Genomic DNA, 15,028 nt, shown 5'->3' with positions numbered 1-15,028 from the left:
ATGCTGGAAGCGGCCAGTGCGCAGTGGCGCGAGTCCAGCGGCGATCCGGACGCCAAGCCGGAGTGGCTGGGCGGCGTGGTCGATCGCCTCGCCCAGCAGATCCAGGTGAACATCAACCGCGCCGCCGACGTGAACCCGATCAACCTGCTGGCGCTGGCGCTGCTGGCCACGCCCAAGCATGCGATGGCCGAGGCCGACCTGCTGGCCCAGCTCGAATTGAGCAAGGCGCTGCTGGAAGGCCTGCCCTACTCGGACCGCGTGACGCTCACCCCGCTCGATCCGGCCGCGATCGTTGCCTACGGCGAGCAGATGGGCTGGATCCGCCGCGTGGCGCATCCGCTGGGCGACGTGCTGGTGGCCGACGACGAGCAGGCGGTGCTGCTGTCGTACTTCCGCAACAACGTGCTGCACCTCACCGCCACCGCGGCGTGGGTGGCGTGCTGTTTCCTCAATAATCGGCGCATGTCGCGCAGCTCGGTGATCCGGCTGGGCAAGATCATCTACCCGTTCATCCAGGGCGAGCTGTTCCTGCCGTGGGACAGCGACGGCTTCGGCCAGCAGCTGCAGGCGACGATCGACTTCTTCGTGCGCCGCGGCCTGCTCGAATCCACCGGCGAGGGCCGCGTGCTGGAACGCGGCCCCGGCCAGGACGATGCGGCCTACCAGCTGAAGGTGATCGGGCGCAGCCTGATCCAGGCGTTCGAGCGCTACTACATCACGCTCGCCGCGCTGGCCAAGAAAGGCCCGCACATGCTCACCGCCGCCGAGCTCGAGAACGCGTGCACGCTCACCGCGCAGCGGCTTTCGCTGCTGAGCGAACAGGCCGCGCCGGAGTTTTTCGACAAGGCGCTGTTCCGCGGCTTCATCCAGAAGCTGCGCGAACGCAGGATCGTGTGGACCGACGAAGCCGGCAAGCTCGACTTCGATGGCGGCCTGGAGGACATGGTGCGCGACGCGCGGGTGATCCTGGCGCGCGAGGTGCGCCATTCCATCCTCAAGATCACCCCCGGTGGCGACGACCGTCCCGATGCCGATCACGACGACGAGTCGCCGGCGAAGATCACCCCGACCGCCGACGCCACCCCGCCGGACGCCTCGCCGGCGGACCTGCACGAGCGCCACGTGGATGCCGCGCATCACGCGCACATCCACGAGCCGGTCGTGCCGGTCGAACCGGAACCGCCGGCGCCGCGCCGCCCCGACTAATCGCCAGTGGCCGCGCAGGGCGGCCCCTGCCTACCATGGCGCTCCTGTCGATCCGGAATGCCGCCATGTCCGTCCGCCCCGTCACGCTTGCCCTTGCCGCCGCCCTCGCGCTGCCCACCGCCGTGCTCGCCGATGGCGACGGCGCGCCGGCCAGGGGCAGCCTCGCCGTGGTCACCTGCGGCCATGCCATCGACACCGCCGCGGGCAAGCTGCTGGGCGAAACCAGCGTGGTCGTGGAGGACGGACGGATCAAGGAAGTACGGGCCGGCAAGGTCGACCTCCAGGCCTACGACGCCCAGGCGAAGGCGGCCGGGCGAGGCTTCCAGGCCATCGTGCTGCCCGCCTCCACCTGCCTGCCCGGGCTGATCGACGCGCACACCCACCTCACCGACGAAACCAGCCCTACCGGCTACTCCGACCAGTTCCGCTGGAACGTCGCCGACTACGCGATCCGCTCCACCGTCTACGCCCGGCGCACCCTGCTGGCGGGCTTCACCAGCGTGCGCAACCTCGGCGACGGCCACAACGAGTCGGTGGCGTTGCGCAACGCCATCAACGCGGGCGTGGTACCCGGGCCGCGCATCTACACCGCCGGCGTGCCGATCGGCTCCACCGGCGGCCACGCCGATCCCACCGACGGTTACCGCCAGGACCTGGCCGGTGACCCGGGCCCGACCAGCGGCATCATCAACAGCCCCGAGGACGCCTGGAAGGCCGTGCGCGCGCACTACAAGGCCGGCGACGACCTGATCAAGATCATGCCCTCCGGCGGCGTGCTCGACGAAAGCGCCAGCGCCGACAACCCGCAGATGACGCTGGAGGAAATCAAGGCGGTGGTCGCCGCCGCGCACGACTACGGCTACACCGTGGCCGCCCACGCGCACGGCGCCGAAGGCATCCGCCGCGCGGTGCTCGGTGGGGTCGATTCGATCGAGCACGGCACCTTCATGGACGACGCCGACATGAAGCTGATGAAGGAACACGGCACCTGGTACGTGCCCACCATCATCGCCGGCAAATACGTGCAGGAGATGGCATCCAAACCGGGCTACTACCCGCCGCAGGTCGCCGCCAAGGCGATGAAGGTGGGGCCGATCATCCAGGCCACCGCCGGCAAGGCGTACCGGGCCGGCGTGAAGATCGCCTTCGGCACCGATGCGGCGGTCTATCCGCACGGGCAGAACGCGAAGGAGTTCAAGTACATGGTCGACGCCGGCATGCCGCCGCTGTACGTGCTGCAGGCGGCCACCACCCACGCCGCCGAGCTGCTGCATCAGTCCGGCAAGCTGGGGCAGCTGGCGCCCGGGTTCGTCGGCGACGTGGTCGCCGTGCCGGGCAACCCGCTGGACGACATCACGCTGATGCAGAAGGTCAACTTCGTGATGAAGGACGGCGTGGTCTACAAGCAGGATGGACGGGCAACGCCCTGATGCTCGACGGATCCGGCAGGCACCGATCCGACCGGCTTTCAAAGCGATGCCGTCCGCGTTCCGGTCGGGCAAAGGGGTAGCAAGGTGGCGCATGCAGCTCCCTGTCCCCGCGGGGAGAGGGTCGGGGTGAGGGGGACCGACGAAGCGCGATCTCCTCGCACCATCGAACGCGGCTGCACACACATTTCGGCCTTTGGGCCTCACCGCCAGCCCAGCCCCTCACCCAACCCTCTCCCCGGCGGGGAGAGGGCTTGAGAGCGCCGCGCCGAGGCCGCCCCCAGCGCTTCTCCACACCGAGCACGCGCGGCCAATCCTGTACCATCGCGGGCATGAACGAGCAGCCCAAAGACGCCCCGCCCTCCACCACCCACTTCGGCTTTCGCGACGTGCCGGTGGGCGAGAAGCAGAAGCTGGTCGGCCAGGTGTTCACCTCGGTCGCCCGCAGCTACGACCTGATGAACGACCTGATGTCGTTCGGCGTGCACCGATTGTGGAAACGGCACTTCGTGGCGATCAGCGGCGTGCGCCGCGGCGACCGCGTGCTGGATCTGGCCGGCGGTACCGGCGACATCGCCGCGCTGCTCAAGCCGGTGGTGGGCAAGGACGGCGAAGTGATCGTGGGCGACATCAACGCTGCCATGCTGCAGGTGGGCCGCGATCGCCTCACCGACCGCGGCCTGGTCGAAGGCCTGCGCTGGACCCAGCTCAACGCCGAGGCGCTGCCGTTCCCGGACAACTCCTTCGACGCGGTGACCATGGCCTTCGGCCTGCGCAACGTCACGGACAAGGACACCGCGCTGGCCGACATCTGCCGCGTGCTCAAGCCCGGCGGCCGCCTGCTGGTGCTGGAGTTCTCGCGGGTGCAGAGCGAAACCTTCGGCAAGCTGTACGACTTCCACTCGTTCAACATCCTGCCCAAGCTCGGCAAGCTGTTCGCCGGCGACGCCGACAGCTACCAGTACCTGGCCGAGTCGATCCGCAAGCATCCGGACCAGGAAACGCTCAAGGGCATGATGGAGCGCGCCGGCTTCGGCAAGGTGGAGGTGCGCAACCTCACCAACGGCATCGTGGCCATCCACAAGGCCTACAAGTTCTGAGCCGGAGGCAGGCCGTTACCGGCCTGCCTCATCGTGCGCGGCTCCGCTGGGAGGCACCGGTCATGTCGTCCGAACCGCTTCGGTTGTTCGCCCTCACGCGGCCCACGACATGGCTCGCCATGGGCACGGTGCGGCTGATGCCGCTGGGGCTGCTGCTGGTCCGTGCCGCCACCGCCGATACGCCGGTCAGCGCTCCCGTATGGATGGCTGCACTGATTGCATCGCTCGCGGCGACGGCGCTTTTCTGGCAGGTGGAAACACGCTGCAGCAGCGACGATCAACCCTATGGGCGCGGCCTGCTGGTGATTGCCGCCTCCGTGTCGTGCGGCTGGATGGCCATGGACGTCTTGTTCGTGCTTTGCACTGTCATGGCGGCCCAGTGCGTGTCCTGCGCCCTTGCATTGACACCCAATCCGCCGGCACGCTTCCAGCAACTCGTCGCGTGGTTTTACCGCCACCGCATGTACCAGTAGATTGCAGATCGACAAGGATCCCGATGAGCACCCAAGCCTCGCAGCTTGAACGGCTGACGTTTTTCTCCGACGCGGTGTTCGCCATTGCGATCACCCTGCTGGTGATCGAGATCGAGGTCCCGCGGCTGGGCATCGCAAGCGATGCCGCATACCTCGCCGCGCTGCACGAACTGGGCCCGAGTTTTATGGGCTTCGTGATCAGCTTCCTGGTGATCGGCGCACTGTGGGCGGCGCACCATCGCGTGTTCGGCATGCTCGGCGACTACGACCGCCAGCTGGTAATGCCCAATCTGCTGCTGCTCATGGTGGTGGCGTTCATGCCTTTCGCCACTGCCCTGATGAGCGCGAACACATTGGCCCGCGTGCCGGAGCTGTTCTATTCGGCCACGTTGCTGGTGGCGGGGCTGCTGCAGTGCTGGCTGTTCGGCCGGGCTCTGCGCGCACCGTATCTGCAGCCGGACTGTCCCGCCGCCGAGGTGGTGGCCGTGCGGGCCCGCAGCTGGGCTTTGCCGTGTGCGGCATCGCTGTCGCTGGTACTGGCGTGGTTCGCCCCGGCATACAACAACTTCGTGCTGCTGTTGATCCCGTTGCTCGTGCGCCTGCTCCCGCGGATGGCACTTGCCCGATGGAACCGCCGCAACGCGGACAGCGGCTGACGCGTCGCTGGCGACGCGGGCGCGCTCGGCAAGCCGCCCACCAACCCGCGTGCCCGGGACGCAACCCCGGCTAGCGTCGCAAGGCCTGCACCGGCACGCCCGCGGGGCGACCGGCGAGACGCTGGAACTCGGCCGCATCGTGGCTGCAGAACACCCGCACCCGTGCTTCCCGGTTGGCTGCCAACTGGCGCAGGCGGGCCTGGTTGGCGAGGCGTGCGGTGCGGTCCTTCTCCAGCATCCACTGGTAGAACCGCAGGCCCGGCGTGCAGCACGGCGCCACCGGGTCCATCTCGCGCTCGTGGAAGTACGCATCGGCCGCGAGCAGCAGCCAGCGGCCCTGCGCGCGCACCGCAATGCCGCAGTGGCCATGCGTATGGCCCGGCAACGGCACCAGCAGGATGTCGTCGGGCAGGCCGTCCAGCGCCTGCGCGCGCTCGAAACCGAACCAGTCCTCGCCGCGCTCCGCGCCATAGGTGCGCCACAGCGCCCGGTTTCGCCACTGCTGGGGACGGAACCGCTGGCGATCCATCCAGCTGCGCTGGGCTTGGGCGTCATCGCGCTCGCGTTGCAGCAGGTGAACCCGCGCCTGCGGAAAATCGTCGAGGCCGCCGGCGTGATCGAAATCCAGGTGGCTCATTACGATGTGGCGGACGTCGCTGGCGTAAAACCCCAGCCGCTCGATCTGCCGGATCGCGGTCATCTCCTCGCGAAAGGCCGGCTTCACCAGCGCCAGGAAAAAGCCGCTGAGCCGGTCCCGTGGATGGTGCACGTCATTGAGCCCGAAGCCGGTATCCACCAGCACCAGCCCCGCGTCGGTCTCGATCAGCAGGCAGTGGCATACCAGCGCCCCGCGCGCGAGCAGCGAACGGGTTCGGCCATCCATCAGGCGCCCGCCCAACGGGCAGGTGGAGATGCAGTTGAGGTGGTGCACCCGCATGCGCTGGGTTCCCGGATGGTGGCGCCGGTAGATGCCGCGATGCGCCGCGCGCGGGCGCGAGCCGCGTCCTGTTATCGCGTCAGCCGCCCCAGTATCCACACCGCCGCTACCGCAATCCCCAAGGAGGTTGCGGTGCGCACCTGAGGCGACCGGGCGCCATCGCCGACGGCACTTTCGACGGCGTCGACCCGGTCGGCGAACAGCAGCATCAGCCAGTGGCGCAGGTCGTTCTCGCTGTGGCGGAAGGCGCGCCGGCGGATTCGCCCGCTGAGCCCCCGGGGCGGCACGCTGGTGCCGTACACCGGCGGCCGGCGCATGTGCTCGGTGGAGGTAAGCACCTCGACATTCGATTGTTGCGGCACCGGCTCGTCCCAGTGCACGCCCTGCAGGCGCGGCGGCTTGCGCTCCATCGGCACCGCGGGACGATCGCGGCGATCCAGGTCCACGCCCCAGCCGGGGATGTGTTCGTGCGATCGGTTCATGGCGGGTCCTCAGGCGATGGGTGCGACGGAAGTGGGTGCGACGGGAGTAGGCGCGACCACATCGGCGCCCGGCGGGATCAGCACCGTCTTGATGCACTGGTCCTGCTTGGCGGAGAACATCTGGTACGCGTCGTTCGCCTCCTGCAGCGGCACGCGGTGGGTGATGATCGCCTTCGGGTCGAGGTGGCCGTTGCGAATGTGCTCGATCAGCCGCGGCAGGTGACGCTTCACGCTCGCCTGGTTCATGCGCAGGGTCAGCCCCTTGTTGACCGCGTTGCCGATCGGCACCGCGTTGAAGGTCGGGCCATAGACGCCGACGATGGACACGTTGCCGCCCTTGCGCACGGAGTTGATCGCCCAGTGCAGCACGGTGGCGGCGCCCGCCTGCAGCTTCATGTTCACCCCGGTCAGCCGCTGCATGGCGCTGCCGGCGGCCTCGCAGCCGACGGCATCGATGCAGACATCGGCGCCGCGACCGTCGGTCATCTTCTTGATGTGCAGGGCCATGTCGCCCACGCTGCGGAAATCGACCACCTCGCACGGTGCATAGCGGCTGACGAAATCCAGCCGATAATCCACGTGGTCGACCACGATCACGCGCCCCGCGCCCATCAGCCAGGCTGACCGGGCGGCCATGATGCCGATCGGTCCGGCGCCGAAGATCACCACCGTGTCGTTCTCGCGGATATCGCCCATCTCCGCCGCCTGGTAGCCGGTGGGCACCACGTCGGTCAGCAGCACCGCGTCTTCGATGTGCAGGTCCGGCGGGATCACCGTGGGTCCGATGTCGGCGAACGGCACACGCACGTATTCGGCCTGTCCGCCGTTGTAGCCGCCGGCGGTATGCGAATAGCCGTAGATGCCGCCCACGGCGGTGGCTTCCGGATTGACGTTGTGGCAATTGCTGTAGAGCTCGCGCTGGCAGTAGTAACAGGTGCCGCAGAAGATGTTGAAGGGCACCAGCACGCGGTCGCCGACGTGGAGGTTACGCACGTCAGCACCTGTTTCCACCACTTCGCCGACGAACTCGTGGCCGAAGATCGAGCCGACCCGCGTGTCGGGAACCAGGCCGTGGTACAGGTGCAGGTCCGAGCCACAGATGCAGGTGCGCAGCACCCGCACCACCGCGTCGAGCGGATGCTCGATGGTCGGTTCGGGCACGTGCCGGACACTGACGCGGTAGGGACGCCGGTAGGTGGTGGCAAGCATGGCGGGCTTCCGTGGTGAACGTGGCGATGCATGCTCCGCCCGCTCCTGTCAGCACTGCGGCAAGGTCGCGTCGCGAGACGCACACATGCCGTCCCGCGTGCCGCAGCGCGGTGCCATCGCGCATCACGGATGCATCGACGCCTTCACCGGCGACGCACACGCGCATCAGCGGGCCGACGCTAGGCTGCGCTGCCCACCCAATCAGGCGTCCTCGGACGTCCTCGCAACCGAACCCGTCCACGGAGGTTCCATGGCAACCTTTTCGAGCGAACGCGAACGCGCGTTGATCACCGGTGCCAGCAGCGGCATCGGACTGCACCTTGCCCACTGCTTCGCGGCGCACGGCCATCCTCTCTGCCTGGTTGCACCGGAGGCGGCCGAGCTGGCGGCGGTGGCCGCCGACATCGGCGAGCGCCATGGCGTGGAGGTGCTCACGATCGCCGCAGACCTGGAGCGCGATAGCGCCGTCGCGGAGCTGGACGGCGCCCTTGCCGACGCTGGCTGGACGGTGGAGATCCTGGTCAACAATGCCGGCCACGGGTTCCGCGGCGAATTTGCTGCGGTGCCGCTGGCGACGCACCTGTCGATCCTGCAACTTAATGTCGAGGCGGTGCTGCGGATGACGTCGGCATTCCTGCCGCGCATGGTGCAGCGCGGCCGCGGCCGGGTGCTCAACACCGCTTCCATCGCCGGCTTCGAGCCGGGTCCGGGCATGGCCGTGTATCACGCCAGCAAGGCGTTCGTGCTGTCATGGAGCGAGGCGGTGGCAACCGAGCTCGAAGGCAGCGGCGTGACGATGACGGCGCTGTGCCCCGGGCCCACCGACACCGACTTCTTTCCCAAGGGCGGACTGGAGCACAGCGTGGCTTTCCAGAAGGCCAACCTGATGGATCCGGAAGAAGTGGCCCGCACCGGCTACGAGGCGGTCATGGCCGGCGAGCGGGTGGTGGTGGCCGGAGCGGCCAACAAGGCGATGGTGTTCTCGCGCCGCTTCATGTCCGAGCACCTGCAGTCGAAGATGAACGAGAAGATGTACGAAGACACCGACGCCGACCAGCGCGCACGGGGCGACCGGGAGTCGCCCCCTGGCGGCGGTTGATCGTCAACGGAGGCCAGCGTCGCTCAGCGCTTGGCTTCGACGTTCGGCGCCGCGTCGCGGGAGAGAAATTCCTCGGTCAGCTGCGGCAGGTGCTCCAGTACCCACTGTGCCATCGCCTGCTCCTGCGGCAGGATCTGCTCGCACACGCGCTGGGTCTCGATGTCGCCGACTGCCTTCGCTGCCGCGATCAGCGCGGTGTAGGTGGCGATCTCCAGGTTCTCGAACACGTAGCTGGAAATGGCGCCTTTGACGATCTCGTCGGAGTTGGTCATGCCGCCAGCGGCCTGGCCGAACGCCATCATCCTGCCCATCAGGTCCTTGGCAGTGGAGGGCGAGCCGCCCAGACGCTCGATGGACGACTTCAGCAGCCGCTGCTGACCGAGGGTCTCCTCGAGATGCTGCTCGATCCGCTGCCGCACCGCGGGATAGTGCTCGATGCGCTTGGCCTGCGCGCGCAGCATCTGCTCGGCCTGCTCCTCCATCGCGTGCGCATCGCGGAGCCAGTCCAGCAGGTTTTCTTTCATCTCGGTCACGTCGGCGCTCCTTTAGGTGGGGGAGCGCGGATGCTGGCCGCGTCGGCGTGCAGCCGGGGGCGATGACATGTGATGGCGCCATGACACCGCGCCGCCAGCAGCCTCGTGGGGCCTCAGTGGTCGCGCAGGTCCGCCGTGACCGTGCCTACCGAGGCAACGTCGCGGTCGTGCCCCTCGTCGCGCCACGGCTCGGCCAGCGCGCTGGCGTACCAGCGGCGCATCGACGTCAGCTCGAGCAGGCGCTCGCCGTACGCCGCGGCAGCCGGGCCCAGCGGCAGCCCGTAGGTCTGCACCCGGAATGCCACCGGCGCATAGAACGCGTCCACCGCAGTGAAGCGCCCGCCCGCCAGGAACGGGCCGCCGAACCGTTGCAGCCCCTCGCTCCAGAGCTCGTCGATGCGCGCCACGTCCGCGGCCAGCGCCGGACCGATCTCGTGCAGGCGCACGCGCAGGCCGCAGCTCATCGAGCACTGCTGGCGCAAGGCACCGAAGCCGGCATGCATTTCCGCCGCCGCGCTGCGGGCCCAGTGCCGCGCAGGTGCCTCTTCCGGCCACGCCGGGTAGAGCTCGGCGATGTACTCGGCGATGGCCAGCGAGTCCCACACCACGGTGTCGCCGTCGTGCAGGCACGGCACCCGGCCGTTCGGTGAAAACGCGCGGAAGGTGCTCCAGTTGGAGCCTTCGCCGAACACATGCAGGCGCTCCTCGAACGGCACGCCCAGTTCGCTCAGCAGCAGCCACGGACGCAGCGACCATGACGAGTAGTTCTTGTTGGCGATGTGCAGCGTGATCATGCGTGTCTCCGGTCGGGATCGTGCGGGCAGCGTGGACGCGGCGAATCCGCCACGCGGGTCGATCGAGCGGTACGGCGCCCTATCCTCAGTGCCCGGCCGGCTCACTGCAACTGTGGTGACGCCGTGGCGGGCCTCAGGATTCGCGGGGCATCGTGGCCGCCGCCGCCGGCAGCGCGCGGCGCCGCGTGTTGGCGAGGATCACGCCCACCACCGTCACCATGCCGCCGACCAGGGTGAGCACGCCGGGCCGCTCGCCCAGCCAGAGCCAGCCGATCAGCACCGCGATCGGCGGCGAGAAGTAGATGAAGCTGGAGACTTTCGAGGCCGAGCTGCGATGGATCGCGACGTTCCACGCGATGTAGCCGACGAAGGTCGGCGCGATGCCCAGGTACGCCAGCGCAGCCACGTGCGGCCACGGCGCGGCGGCCAGCGCCTGGGGCAGCTGCCAGCCGAACGGGAGTGCGCCGAGCGTGCCGGCGAAAAACCCGAACGCGGTGACCCCGAGCATGCTGTTGCGGGCGAACAGTGGCTTCAGCCCCACGAAGTAGATTGCCGAGGCCAGCACGCTCGCCAGCACCAGCGCCGCCATCGGCTCGAACCGCACCTGCTTGCCGCTGGCTAGCACCACCAGCACCACGCCCAGCAGCGCCACGCCGAGCCCGATCAGGGTGCGCGGCGAGAGACGCTCGTGCATCCAGATGGCCGAGACCGCGGCGGTGGCCGCGGGCACCAACGAAATCAGGATCGACGCCGTGCCGCTGGCGATGCGGGTCTCGGCGTAGTTCAGGCACAGGTGATAGACGGTCAGCCCGATCACGCCCAGCAGCGCCAGCTGCGGCCAGTCGCGCCGCGCCGGCAGGGGCACGCGCCTGACTGCCAGCAGCACCGCAAAGCACAGCGACGCCACGGCCAGCCGTGCCAACGCCACCTCGCCGGGCGTGAACGAGGCCAGCGCGTAGGCGATCGCGGCGTACGCCGACGACCAGGTCGCCAGCGCCACGCCGATGCAGGTCAGCGCCCGCGCATCGAGTCGATCCGAACTGTGCATGACCATCATTCCAGGGGAGGAGGAGTGCGCATGCTAGTGCGCGGCGTATGCTGCTTGAATGACTGATCGGCAGGTGAGCCGACGATCTTTCCGATGAATCCAAATGAGTGAGCACGATTGACCATGGAATCAAAGACCGATCTGGACAGCAAGGACTGGCAGCTGCTCGAGGCCCTGCAGCACGATGCCCGGCTGGGCTACGCCGAACTGGGACGGCTGGTGCGGCTGTCCGCCCCGGCCGTGGCCGAGCGGGTGAAACGACTCGAAGAGGCGGGCGTGATCACCGGCTACCGCGCGGTAGTCGAGCCGAAGCGGCTCGGCTACAGCATCGATGCGATGGTGCGGCTGCGCTGCGACGGCGGCGTATGCCGGCGCATCGGCGCGATCGTGGAGGACATTCCCGAGGTGCTGGACTGCCGGCGCCTGGCCGGCGAGGATTCGGCGCTGCTGCGCATCGTGGCGATGTCGATCAACCACCTCGAGACGGTGCTCGACCGCGTGCTGAAGATCCACCCCAGCATCAGCACCACCACGCTGGTGGTGCTGCAGACGCCGCACGCCAATCGCCCGATCAGCCGGGCGATGTGGAACGCGGCGGCCGCGCTGTCGGCAGGCTAAGCTCGGTCGGGGCACCAATCAAAGGACCACCAGCATGCGCGAGCTGTATCCCGCCATCGAGCCACATCGCACCGAACGACTGCCGGTGGATGCACTGCACACGCTCTACCTCGAAGAGTGCGGCAATCCCGAGGGCCTGCCGGTGATCTTCCTGCACGGCGGCCCGGGCGCGGGGCTGTCGACTTATCACCGGCGTTTCTTCGACCCGGCGCGCTACCGCATCGTGCTGTTCGACCAGCGCGGCGCCGGCCAGTCCACGCCGTTCGCCGAGCTCACCGACAACACCACGGCGCACCTGGTCGCCGACATCGAGGCAATTCGCGAACATCTGGGCATCGAGCGATGGGTGGTGTTCGGCGGCTCGTGGGGTTCCACCCTGGCGCTGGCCTACGCGCAGGCGCATGCCGAGCGGGTGCTGGGGCTGGTGTTGCGCGGCATCTTTCTCGGCGGCGAGGAGGAGTTGCGCTGGTTCAACGAGTTCGACGGCGGCGCGCGGCTGATCTTCCCCGAGCGCTGGGCGCGGTTCATTGCCCCGATCCCCGAGGCCGAGCGGGGCGACCTGCTGGAAGCCTACTGGCAGCGCCTCACCAGCAGCGACGAGGCGACCCGGCTGGCGGCGGCGCATGCGTGGAGCGCATGGGAAGGCGGCAGCACCACGCTGGTGCACGATCCGGACGCCGGCGGCGATTTCGACGACCCGCACAAGGCGGTGAGCCTGGCGCTGATGGAAGCGCACTACTTCCGCCACAAGGTGTTCCTCGAACCGGGCCAGCTGCTGCGTGACATCGACCGCATCCGCACCATCCCCGCCACCATCGTGCACGGCCGCTACGACATCATCTGCCCGATGAAGAGCGCCTGGGACCTCAGCCAAGCCTGGCCCGAGGCGAACCTGCGGGTGGTGCTCGCCGGCCACAGCGCCGCCGACCCGGCGATCGTCGATGCGCTGGTGACCGCCACCGACGCACTGGCCGACCGCTGGTTCCGCGCACCGATGGCCTGAGTTCGCGCTGCCCGGGCGTCGGGCCGGCCGGATCGCAATCGCCGGATGGCCGGCAGTGCGCACCCTTCGCACACTGCGGGCTTCTTTCCGCTGCGGAGCCGACCACCGTGCTGACCCTGTTCGATTACCTGCCGTCGCAGAACGCCTGGAAAGTCCGCCAGTTGCTGGCGCATCTGCACCGGCCCTATCGCACCGTCTTGGTCAGCATCTTCGAAGGCGAGGGCCAGCGCGATGCGTTCCTCCGCATCAGCCCTGGCGGCACGGTGCCGGCGATCGCGCTGGACGATGGCCGCACCCTGGCCGAGTCGAACGCGATCCTGATGTATCTGGCCGACGGCACGCCCTATCTGCCCGATGATGCGTTCGGCCGTGCCCGGGTGTGGCAGTGGCTGAGCTTCGAGCAGGAGCGGGTGGAGTCGGTGATCGGCGCGCTGCGGCACTGGACGCTGACCGGCAAGCTGACGCGCCGTCCGCCGGCGCTGGTCGCGCTCAAGCAGGCCGCGGCGCGGCGCACGCTGGCGGTGCTCGAGCGGGAGCTGGCACAGCGGCCGTTTCTCGCCGGCGCGCGCTACACGATCGCCGACATCAGCGTGTTCGCCTACGCCAGCCGCGCCGCGGAGGCGGGCTTTCCACTGCACGACCACCCCCAGCTGCGCGCGTGGGTGGAGCGCGTGCAGGGGCAGCCGGACCACCTCGCCGAGCACTTCGATTACCACGTCGACCCGCATTCGGGCGGCGATCTGCCCTGAGCAGGCACACCCCTTTTGCAGCCGCTCGCACAGGCCTTTGCGCACGGGTCGGCCCGCGCGGGCCGATGGCATACTCTGCCGTTCCCGCTTTCCGGAGTTGCCCGATGCGCCTGTTGCCCACGCTCGCCGCGAGCGCCCTGCTGCTGCCGCTGGCCGCCCACGCTACCGACCCGTATTCGTACGCGCAGCCCGACCAGGTGAAGGTCACCCATCTCGACCTCGACCTGAAAGTGGATTTCCCGCACAAGGAGCTGCACGGCAAGGCGGTGCTGGCGCTGGACTGGGTGAATCCAAGGGCGAGCTCGCTGGTGCTGGACACGCGCGACCTCAAGATCGCCAGCGTCGAGGCCATCGACGCCGAGGGCCACGCCAGCGCGCTCACGTATGCGCTGGCGCCGCGCGACGAGCAGCTCGGCAGCAAGCTCACCATCGCCGCGCCGACGCATCCGGCCACCGTGCGCATCGTCTACGACACCTCGCCCGAGGCCAGCGGCCTGCAGTGGCTGAGCAAGGCGCAGACCGCCGACAAGCAACTGCCCTTCATGTTCTCGCAGTCCGAATCCATCCACGCGCGCTCGTGGGTGCCGCTGCAGGACTCACCGGCGATCCGCTTCACCTGGCACGCGCACGTCACCGCGCCGAAGAACCTGCGGGTGGTGATGAGCGCGCCGAACGATGCGAAGCATCCACTGGACGGCGACTTCGAATTCGATCAGGCGCATCCGGTGCCGTCCTACCTGCTCGCGATCGCGGTCGGCGATCTGGACGCGCGCGAAACCGGGCCGCGCAGCGCGGTGTACGCCGAGCCCTCGGTCGTGGACAAGGCGGCGCACGAGTTCGAGGACACCGAGAAGATGATTGCCGCCGCGGAGTCGCTGTACGGTCCGTACCGCTGGGGCCGCTACGACCTGCTGGTGCTGCCGCCGTCGTTCCCGTTCGGCGGCATGGAAAACCCGAACATGACCTTCGCCACGCCGACGATCATCGTCGGCGACAAGAGCCTGGTCAGCGTGGTCTCGCATGAGCTGGCGCATTCGTGGTCGGGCAACCTCGTGACCGCGGCGAGCTGGCGCGACATCTGGCTGAACGAGGGCATCACCACCTACGTGCAGGGCCGCATTACCGAGGCGCTGTACGGGAAGCGTCTCGCGGATGAGGAAATCCTGCTGGCCGAGCGCAACCTGCAGAAGACCCTCGGTACCATGCCGGCCAATGCGCAGCGGCTGGCGCCGCAGCCGCGCAAGATTGATGCCGACGACGAACTCTCCGACGTCGCCTACGACAAGGGCTCCTGGTTCCTGCGCGCATTGGAGCAGCGCTTCGGGCGCGAGCGCTTCGACGCTTACCTCAAGGGCTATTTCAACCACTTCGCGTGGCACAGCATCACCACCGAGCAGATGTTGGCGTATCTCAAGCCGAATCTGATCGACAAATACCCGGGCAAGATGAGCTGGGACGAAGTGAACGAATGGGTCTACGGTATCGGCATCCCCAAGGATGCGCCCATTCCCGATTCGCCGCGCTTCGATGCCATAGACCGGGAGCGCGCGCAATTCCTCGCGGGCAAACTCGCGGCCGGCAAGCTGGACGCCACGGATTGGAACACGCAGGAGTGGATGTATTTCCTTGATCGGCTGCCGGATACGCCGCCGCTTGCGAAAATGCAGCAGCTCGACGCGGCCTGGCACCTCACC

Annotated in this window: 16 protein-coding genes; 10 read left to right on the top strand and 6 right to left on the bottom strand. The window is 68.5% G+C overall.

What is annotated here, in order from left to right; genetic code table 11:
* The 5 genes from VFG40_RS14440 to VFG40_RS14420 all read left to right on the top strand — a co-directional run.
* Positions 1–1,206 (top strand): lysophospholipid acyltransferase family protein (locus tag VFG40_RS14440; RefSeq protein ID WP_525931242.1); only part of this gene is annotated, 1,206 nt, incomplete at its 5' end.
* Positions 1,207–1,271: 65 nt separating this feature from the next.
* Complete coding sequence (locus VFG40_RS14435; RefSeq protein WP_324898714.1) at positions 1,272–2,636, top strand: metal-dependent hydrolase family protein; 1,365 nt, start codon at positions 1,272–1,274, stop codon at positions 2,634–2,636.
* A gap of 329 nt (positions 2,637–2,965) precedes the next feature.
* Positions 2,966–3,733: a bifunctional demethylmenaquinone methyltransferase/2-methoxy-6-polyprenyl-1,4-benzoquinol methylase UbiE gene (gene ubiE / locus VFG40_RS14430; RefSeq protein WP_324898712.1), complete on the top strand. Its 768-nt coding sequence runs from the start codon at positions 2,966–2,968 to the stop codon at positions 3,731–3,733.
* 62 nt (positions 3,734–3,795) lie between these two features.
* The gene (locus tag VFG40_RS14425; RefSeq protein ID WP_324898710.1) at positions 3,796–4,206 is read left to right on the top strand and encodes a hypothetical protein; all 411 of its coding nucleotides are present in this window, start codon (positions 3,796–3,798) and stop codon (positions 4,204–4,206) included.
* Between the two features lie 23 nt (positions 4,207–4,229).
* Positions 4,230–4,862: a TMEM175 family protein gene (locus VFG40_RS14420; RefSeq protein WP_324898708.1), complete on the top strand. Its 633-nt coding sequence runs from the start codon at positions 4,230–4,232 to the stop codon at positions 4,860–4,862.
* A 70-nt stretch (positions 4,863–4,932) separates the two neighbouring features.
* Here VFG40_RS14420 and VFG40_RS14415 read toward each other — a convergent pair whose 3' ends face one another.
* The 3 genes from VFG40_RS14415 to VFG40_RS14405 all read right to left on the bottom strand — a co-directional run bounded on the left by VFG40_RS14415 (position 4,933) and on the right by VFG40_RS14405 (position 7,490).
* Positions 4,933–5,799, bottom strand: a complete 867-nt coding sequence (locus tag VFG40_RS14415; RefSeq protein WP_324898706.1) for an MBL fold metallo-hydrolase — start codon at positions 5,797–5,799, stop codon at positions 4,933–4,935.
* Positions 5,800–5,870: 71 nt separating this feature from the next.
* Positions 5,871–6,281, bottom strand: coding sequence for a hypothetical protein (locus VFG40_RS14410; RefSeq protein ID WP_324898704.1), 411 nt, complete (start codon positions 6,279–6,281; stop codon positions 5,871–5,873).
* A gap of 9 nt (positions 6,282–6,290) precedes the next feature.
* Complete coding sequence (locus tag VFG40_RS14405; RefSeq protein ID WP_324898702.1) at positions 6,291–7,490, bottom strand: zinc-dependent alcohol dehydrogenase; 1,200 nt, start codon at positions 7,488–7,490, stop codon at positions 6,291–6,293.
* 250 nt (positions 7,491–7,740) lie between these two features.
* On the opposite strand from VFG40_RS14405, the gene VFG40_RS14400 reads away from it, so the two are divergent.
* Complete coding sequence (locus tag VFG40_RS14400) at positions 7,741–8,589, top strand: SDR family NAD(P)-dependent oxidoreductase (protein ID WP_324898700.1); 849 nt, start codon at positions 7,741–7,743, stop codon at positions 8,587–8,589.
* A gap of 23 nt (positions 8,590–8,612) precedes the next feature.
* On the opposite strand, the gene VFG40_RS14395 is transcribed toward VFG40_RS14400, so the two are convergent.
* The 3 genes from VFG40_RS14395 to VFG40_RS14385 form a co-directional block, all read right to left on the bottom strand.
* Entirely contained in the window at positions 8,613–9,122 is a 510-nt protein-coding gene (locus VFG40_RS14395; RefSeq protein WP_324898698.1) for a ferritin-like domain-containing protein, read from the bottom strand.
* A gap of 113 nt (positions 9,123–9,235) precedes the next feature.
* The gene (locus VFG40_RS14390) at positions 9,236–9,916 is read right to left on the bottom strand and encodes a glutathione S-transferase family protein (RefSeq protein ID WP_324898696.1); all 681 of its coding nucleotides are present in this window, start codon (positions 9,914–9,916) and stop codon (positions 9,236–9,238) included.
* A 133-nt stretch (positions 9,917–10,049) separates the two neighbouring features.
* On the bottom strand, positions 10,050–10,964 hold the full coding sequence (locus VFG40_RS14385; RefSeq protein WP_324898695.1) for a DMT family transporter: 915 nt from the start codon (positions 10,962–10,964) through the stop codon (positions 10,050–10,052).
* Between the two features lie 123 nt (positions 10,965–11,087).
* Here VFG40_RS14385 and VFG40_RS14380 point away from each other — a divergent pair, with 123 nt between their 5' ends.
* From VFG40_RS14380 to VFG40_RS14365, 4 genes are all read left to right on the top strand, one after another.
* A complete protein-coding gene (locus VFG40_RS14380; RefSeq protein WP_324898693.1) occupies positions 11,088–11,582 on the top strand; it encodes an Lrp/AsnC family transcriptional regulator in 495 nt (164 codons plus the stop codon).
* 34 nt (positions 11,583–11,616) lie between these two features.
* On the top strand, positions 11,617–12,585 hold the full coding sequence (pip, locus tag VFG40_RS14375) for a prolyl aminopeptidase (protein WP_324898692.1): 969 nt from the start codon (positions 11,617–11,619) through the stop codon (positions 12,583–12,585).
* 107 nt (positions 12,586–12,692) lie between these two features.
* Positions 12,693–13,334 carry a glutathione S-transferase family protein gene (locus tag VFG40_RS14370; protein WP_324898690.1) on the top strand — a complete coding sequence of 214 codons (642 nt, stop codon included), beginning with the start codon at positions 12,693–12,695 and terminating at the stop codon, positions 13,332–13,334.
* Positions 13,335–13,438: 104 nt separating this feature from the next.
* On the top strand, positions 13,439–15,028 hold a 1,590-nt coding region (locus VFG40_RS14365), incomplete at its 3' end, for a hydrolase/aminopeptidase (protein ID WP_324898688.1).

The organism is Dyella sp. (assembly GCF_035685805.1).
GTDB lineage: Bacteria > Pseudomonadota > Gammaproteobacteria > Xanthomonadales > Rhodanobacteraceae > Dyella_A.
The sequence above is the reverse complement of the archived record's forward strand: the minus strand, read 5'-3'. Positions and strand labels throughout refer to the sequence as shown.

Coding starts and splice junctions, on each gene's coding strand:
- VFG40_RS14415 (WP_324898706.1), bottom strand. CDS start 5,799: ATGCGGGTGCACCACCTCAACTGCATCTCCACCTGCCCGTTGGGCGGG.
- VFG40_RS14405 (WP_324898702.1), bottom strand. CDS start 7,490: ATGCTTGCCACCACCTACCGGCGTCCCTACCGCGTCAGTGTCCGGCAC.
- VFG40_RS14390 (WP_324898696.1), bottom strand. CDS start 9,916: ATGATCACGCTGCACATCGCCAACAAGAACTACTCGTCATGGTCGCTG.
- VFG40_RS14385 (WP_324898695.1), bottom strand. CDS start 10,964: ATGCACAGTTCGGATCGACTCGATGCGCGGGCGCTGACCTGCATCGGC.
- VFG40_RS14420 (WP_324898708.1), top strand. CDS start 4,230: ATGAGCACCCAAGCCTCGCAGCTTGAACGGCTGACGTTTTTCTCCGAC.
- VFG40_RS14435 (WP_324898714.1), top strand. CDS start 1,272: ATGTCCGTCCGCCCCGTCACGCTTGCCCTTGCCGCCGCCCTCGCGCTG.
- VFG40_RS14410 (WP_324898704.1), bottom strand. CDS start 6,281: ATGAACCGATCGCACGAACACATCCCCGGCTGGGGCGTGGACCTGGAT.
- VFG40_RS14400 (WP_324898700.1), top strand. CDS start 7,741: ATGGCAACCTTTTCGAGCGAACGCGAACGCGCGTTGATCACCGGTGCC.
- VFG40_RS14425 (WP_324898710.1), top strand. CDS start 3,796: ATGTCGTCCGAACCGCTTCGGTTGTTCGCCCTCACGCGGCCCACGACA.
- VFG40_RS14380 (WP_324898693.1), top strand. CDS start 11,088: ATGGAATCAAAGACCGATCTGGACAGCAAGGACTGGCAGCTGCTCGAG.
- pip (WP_324898692.1), top strand. CDS start 11,617: ATGCGCGAGCTGTATCCCGCCATCGAGCCACATCGCACCGAACGACTG.
- ubiE (WP_324898712.1), top strand. CDS start 2,966: ATGAACGAGCAGCCCAAAGACGCCCCGCCCTCCACCACCCACTTCGGC.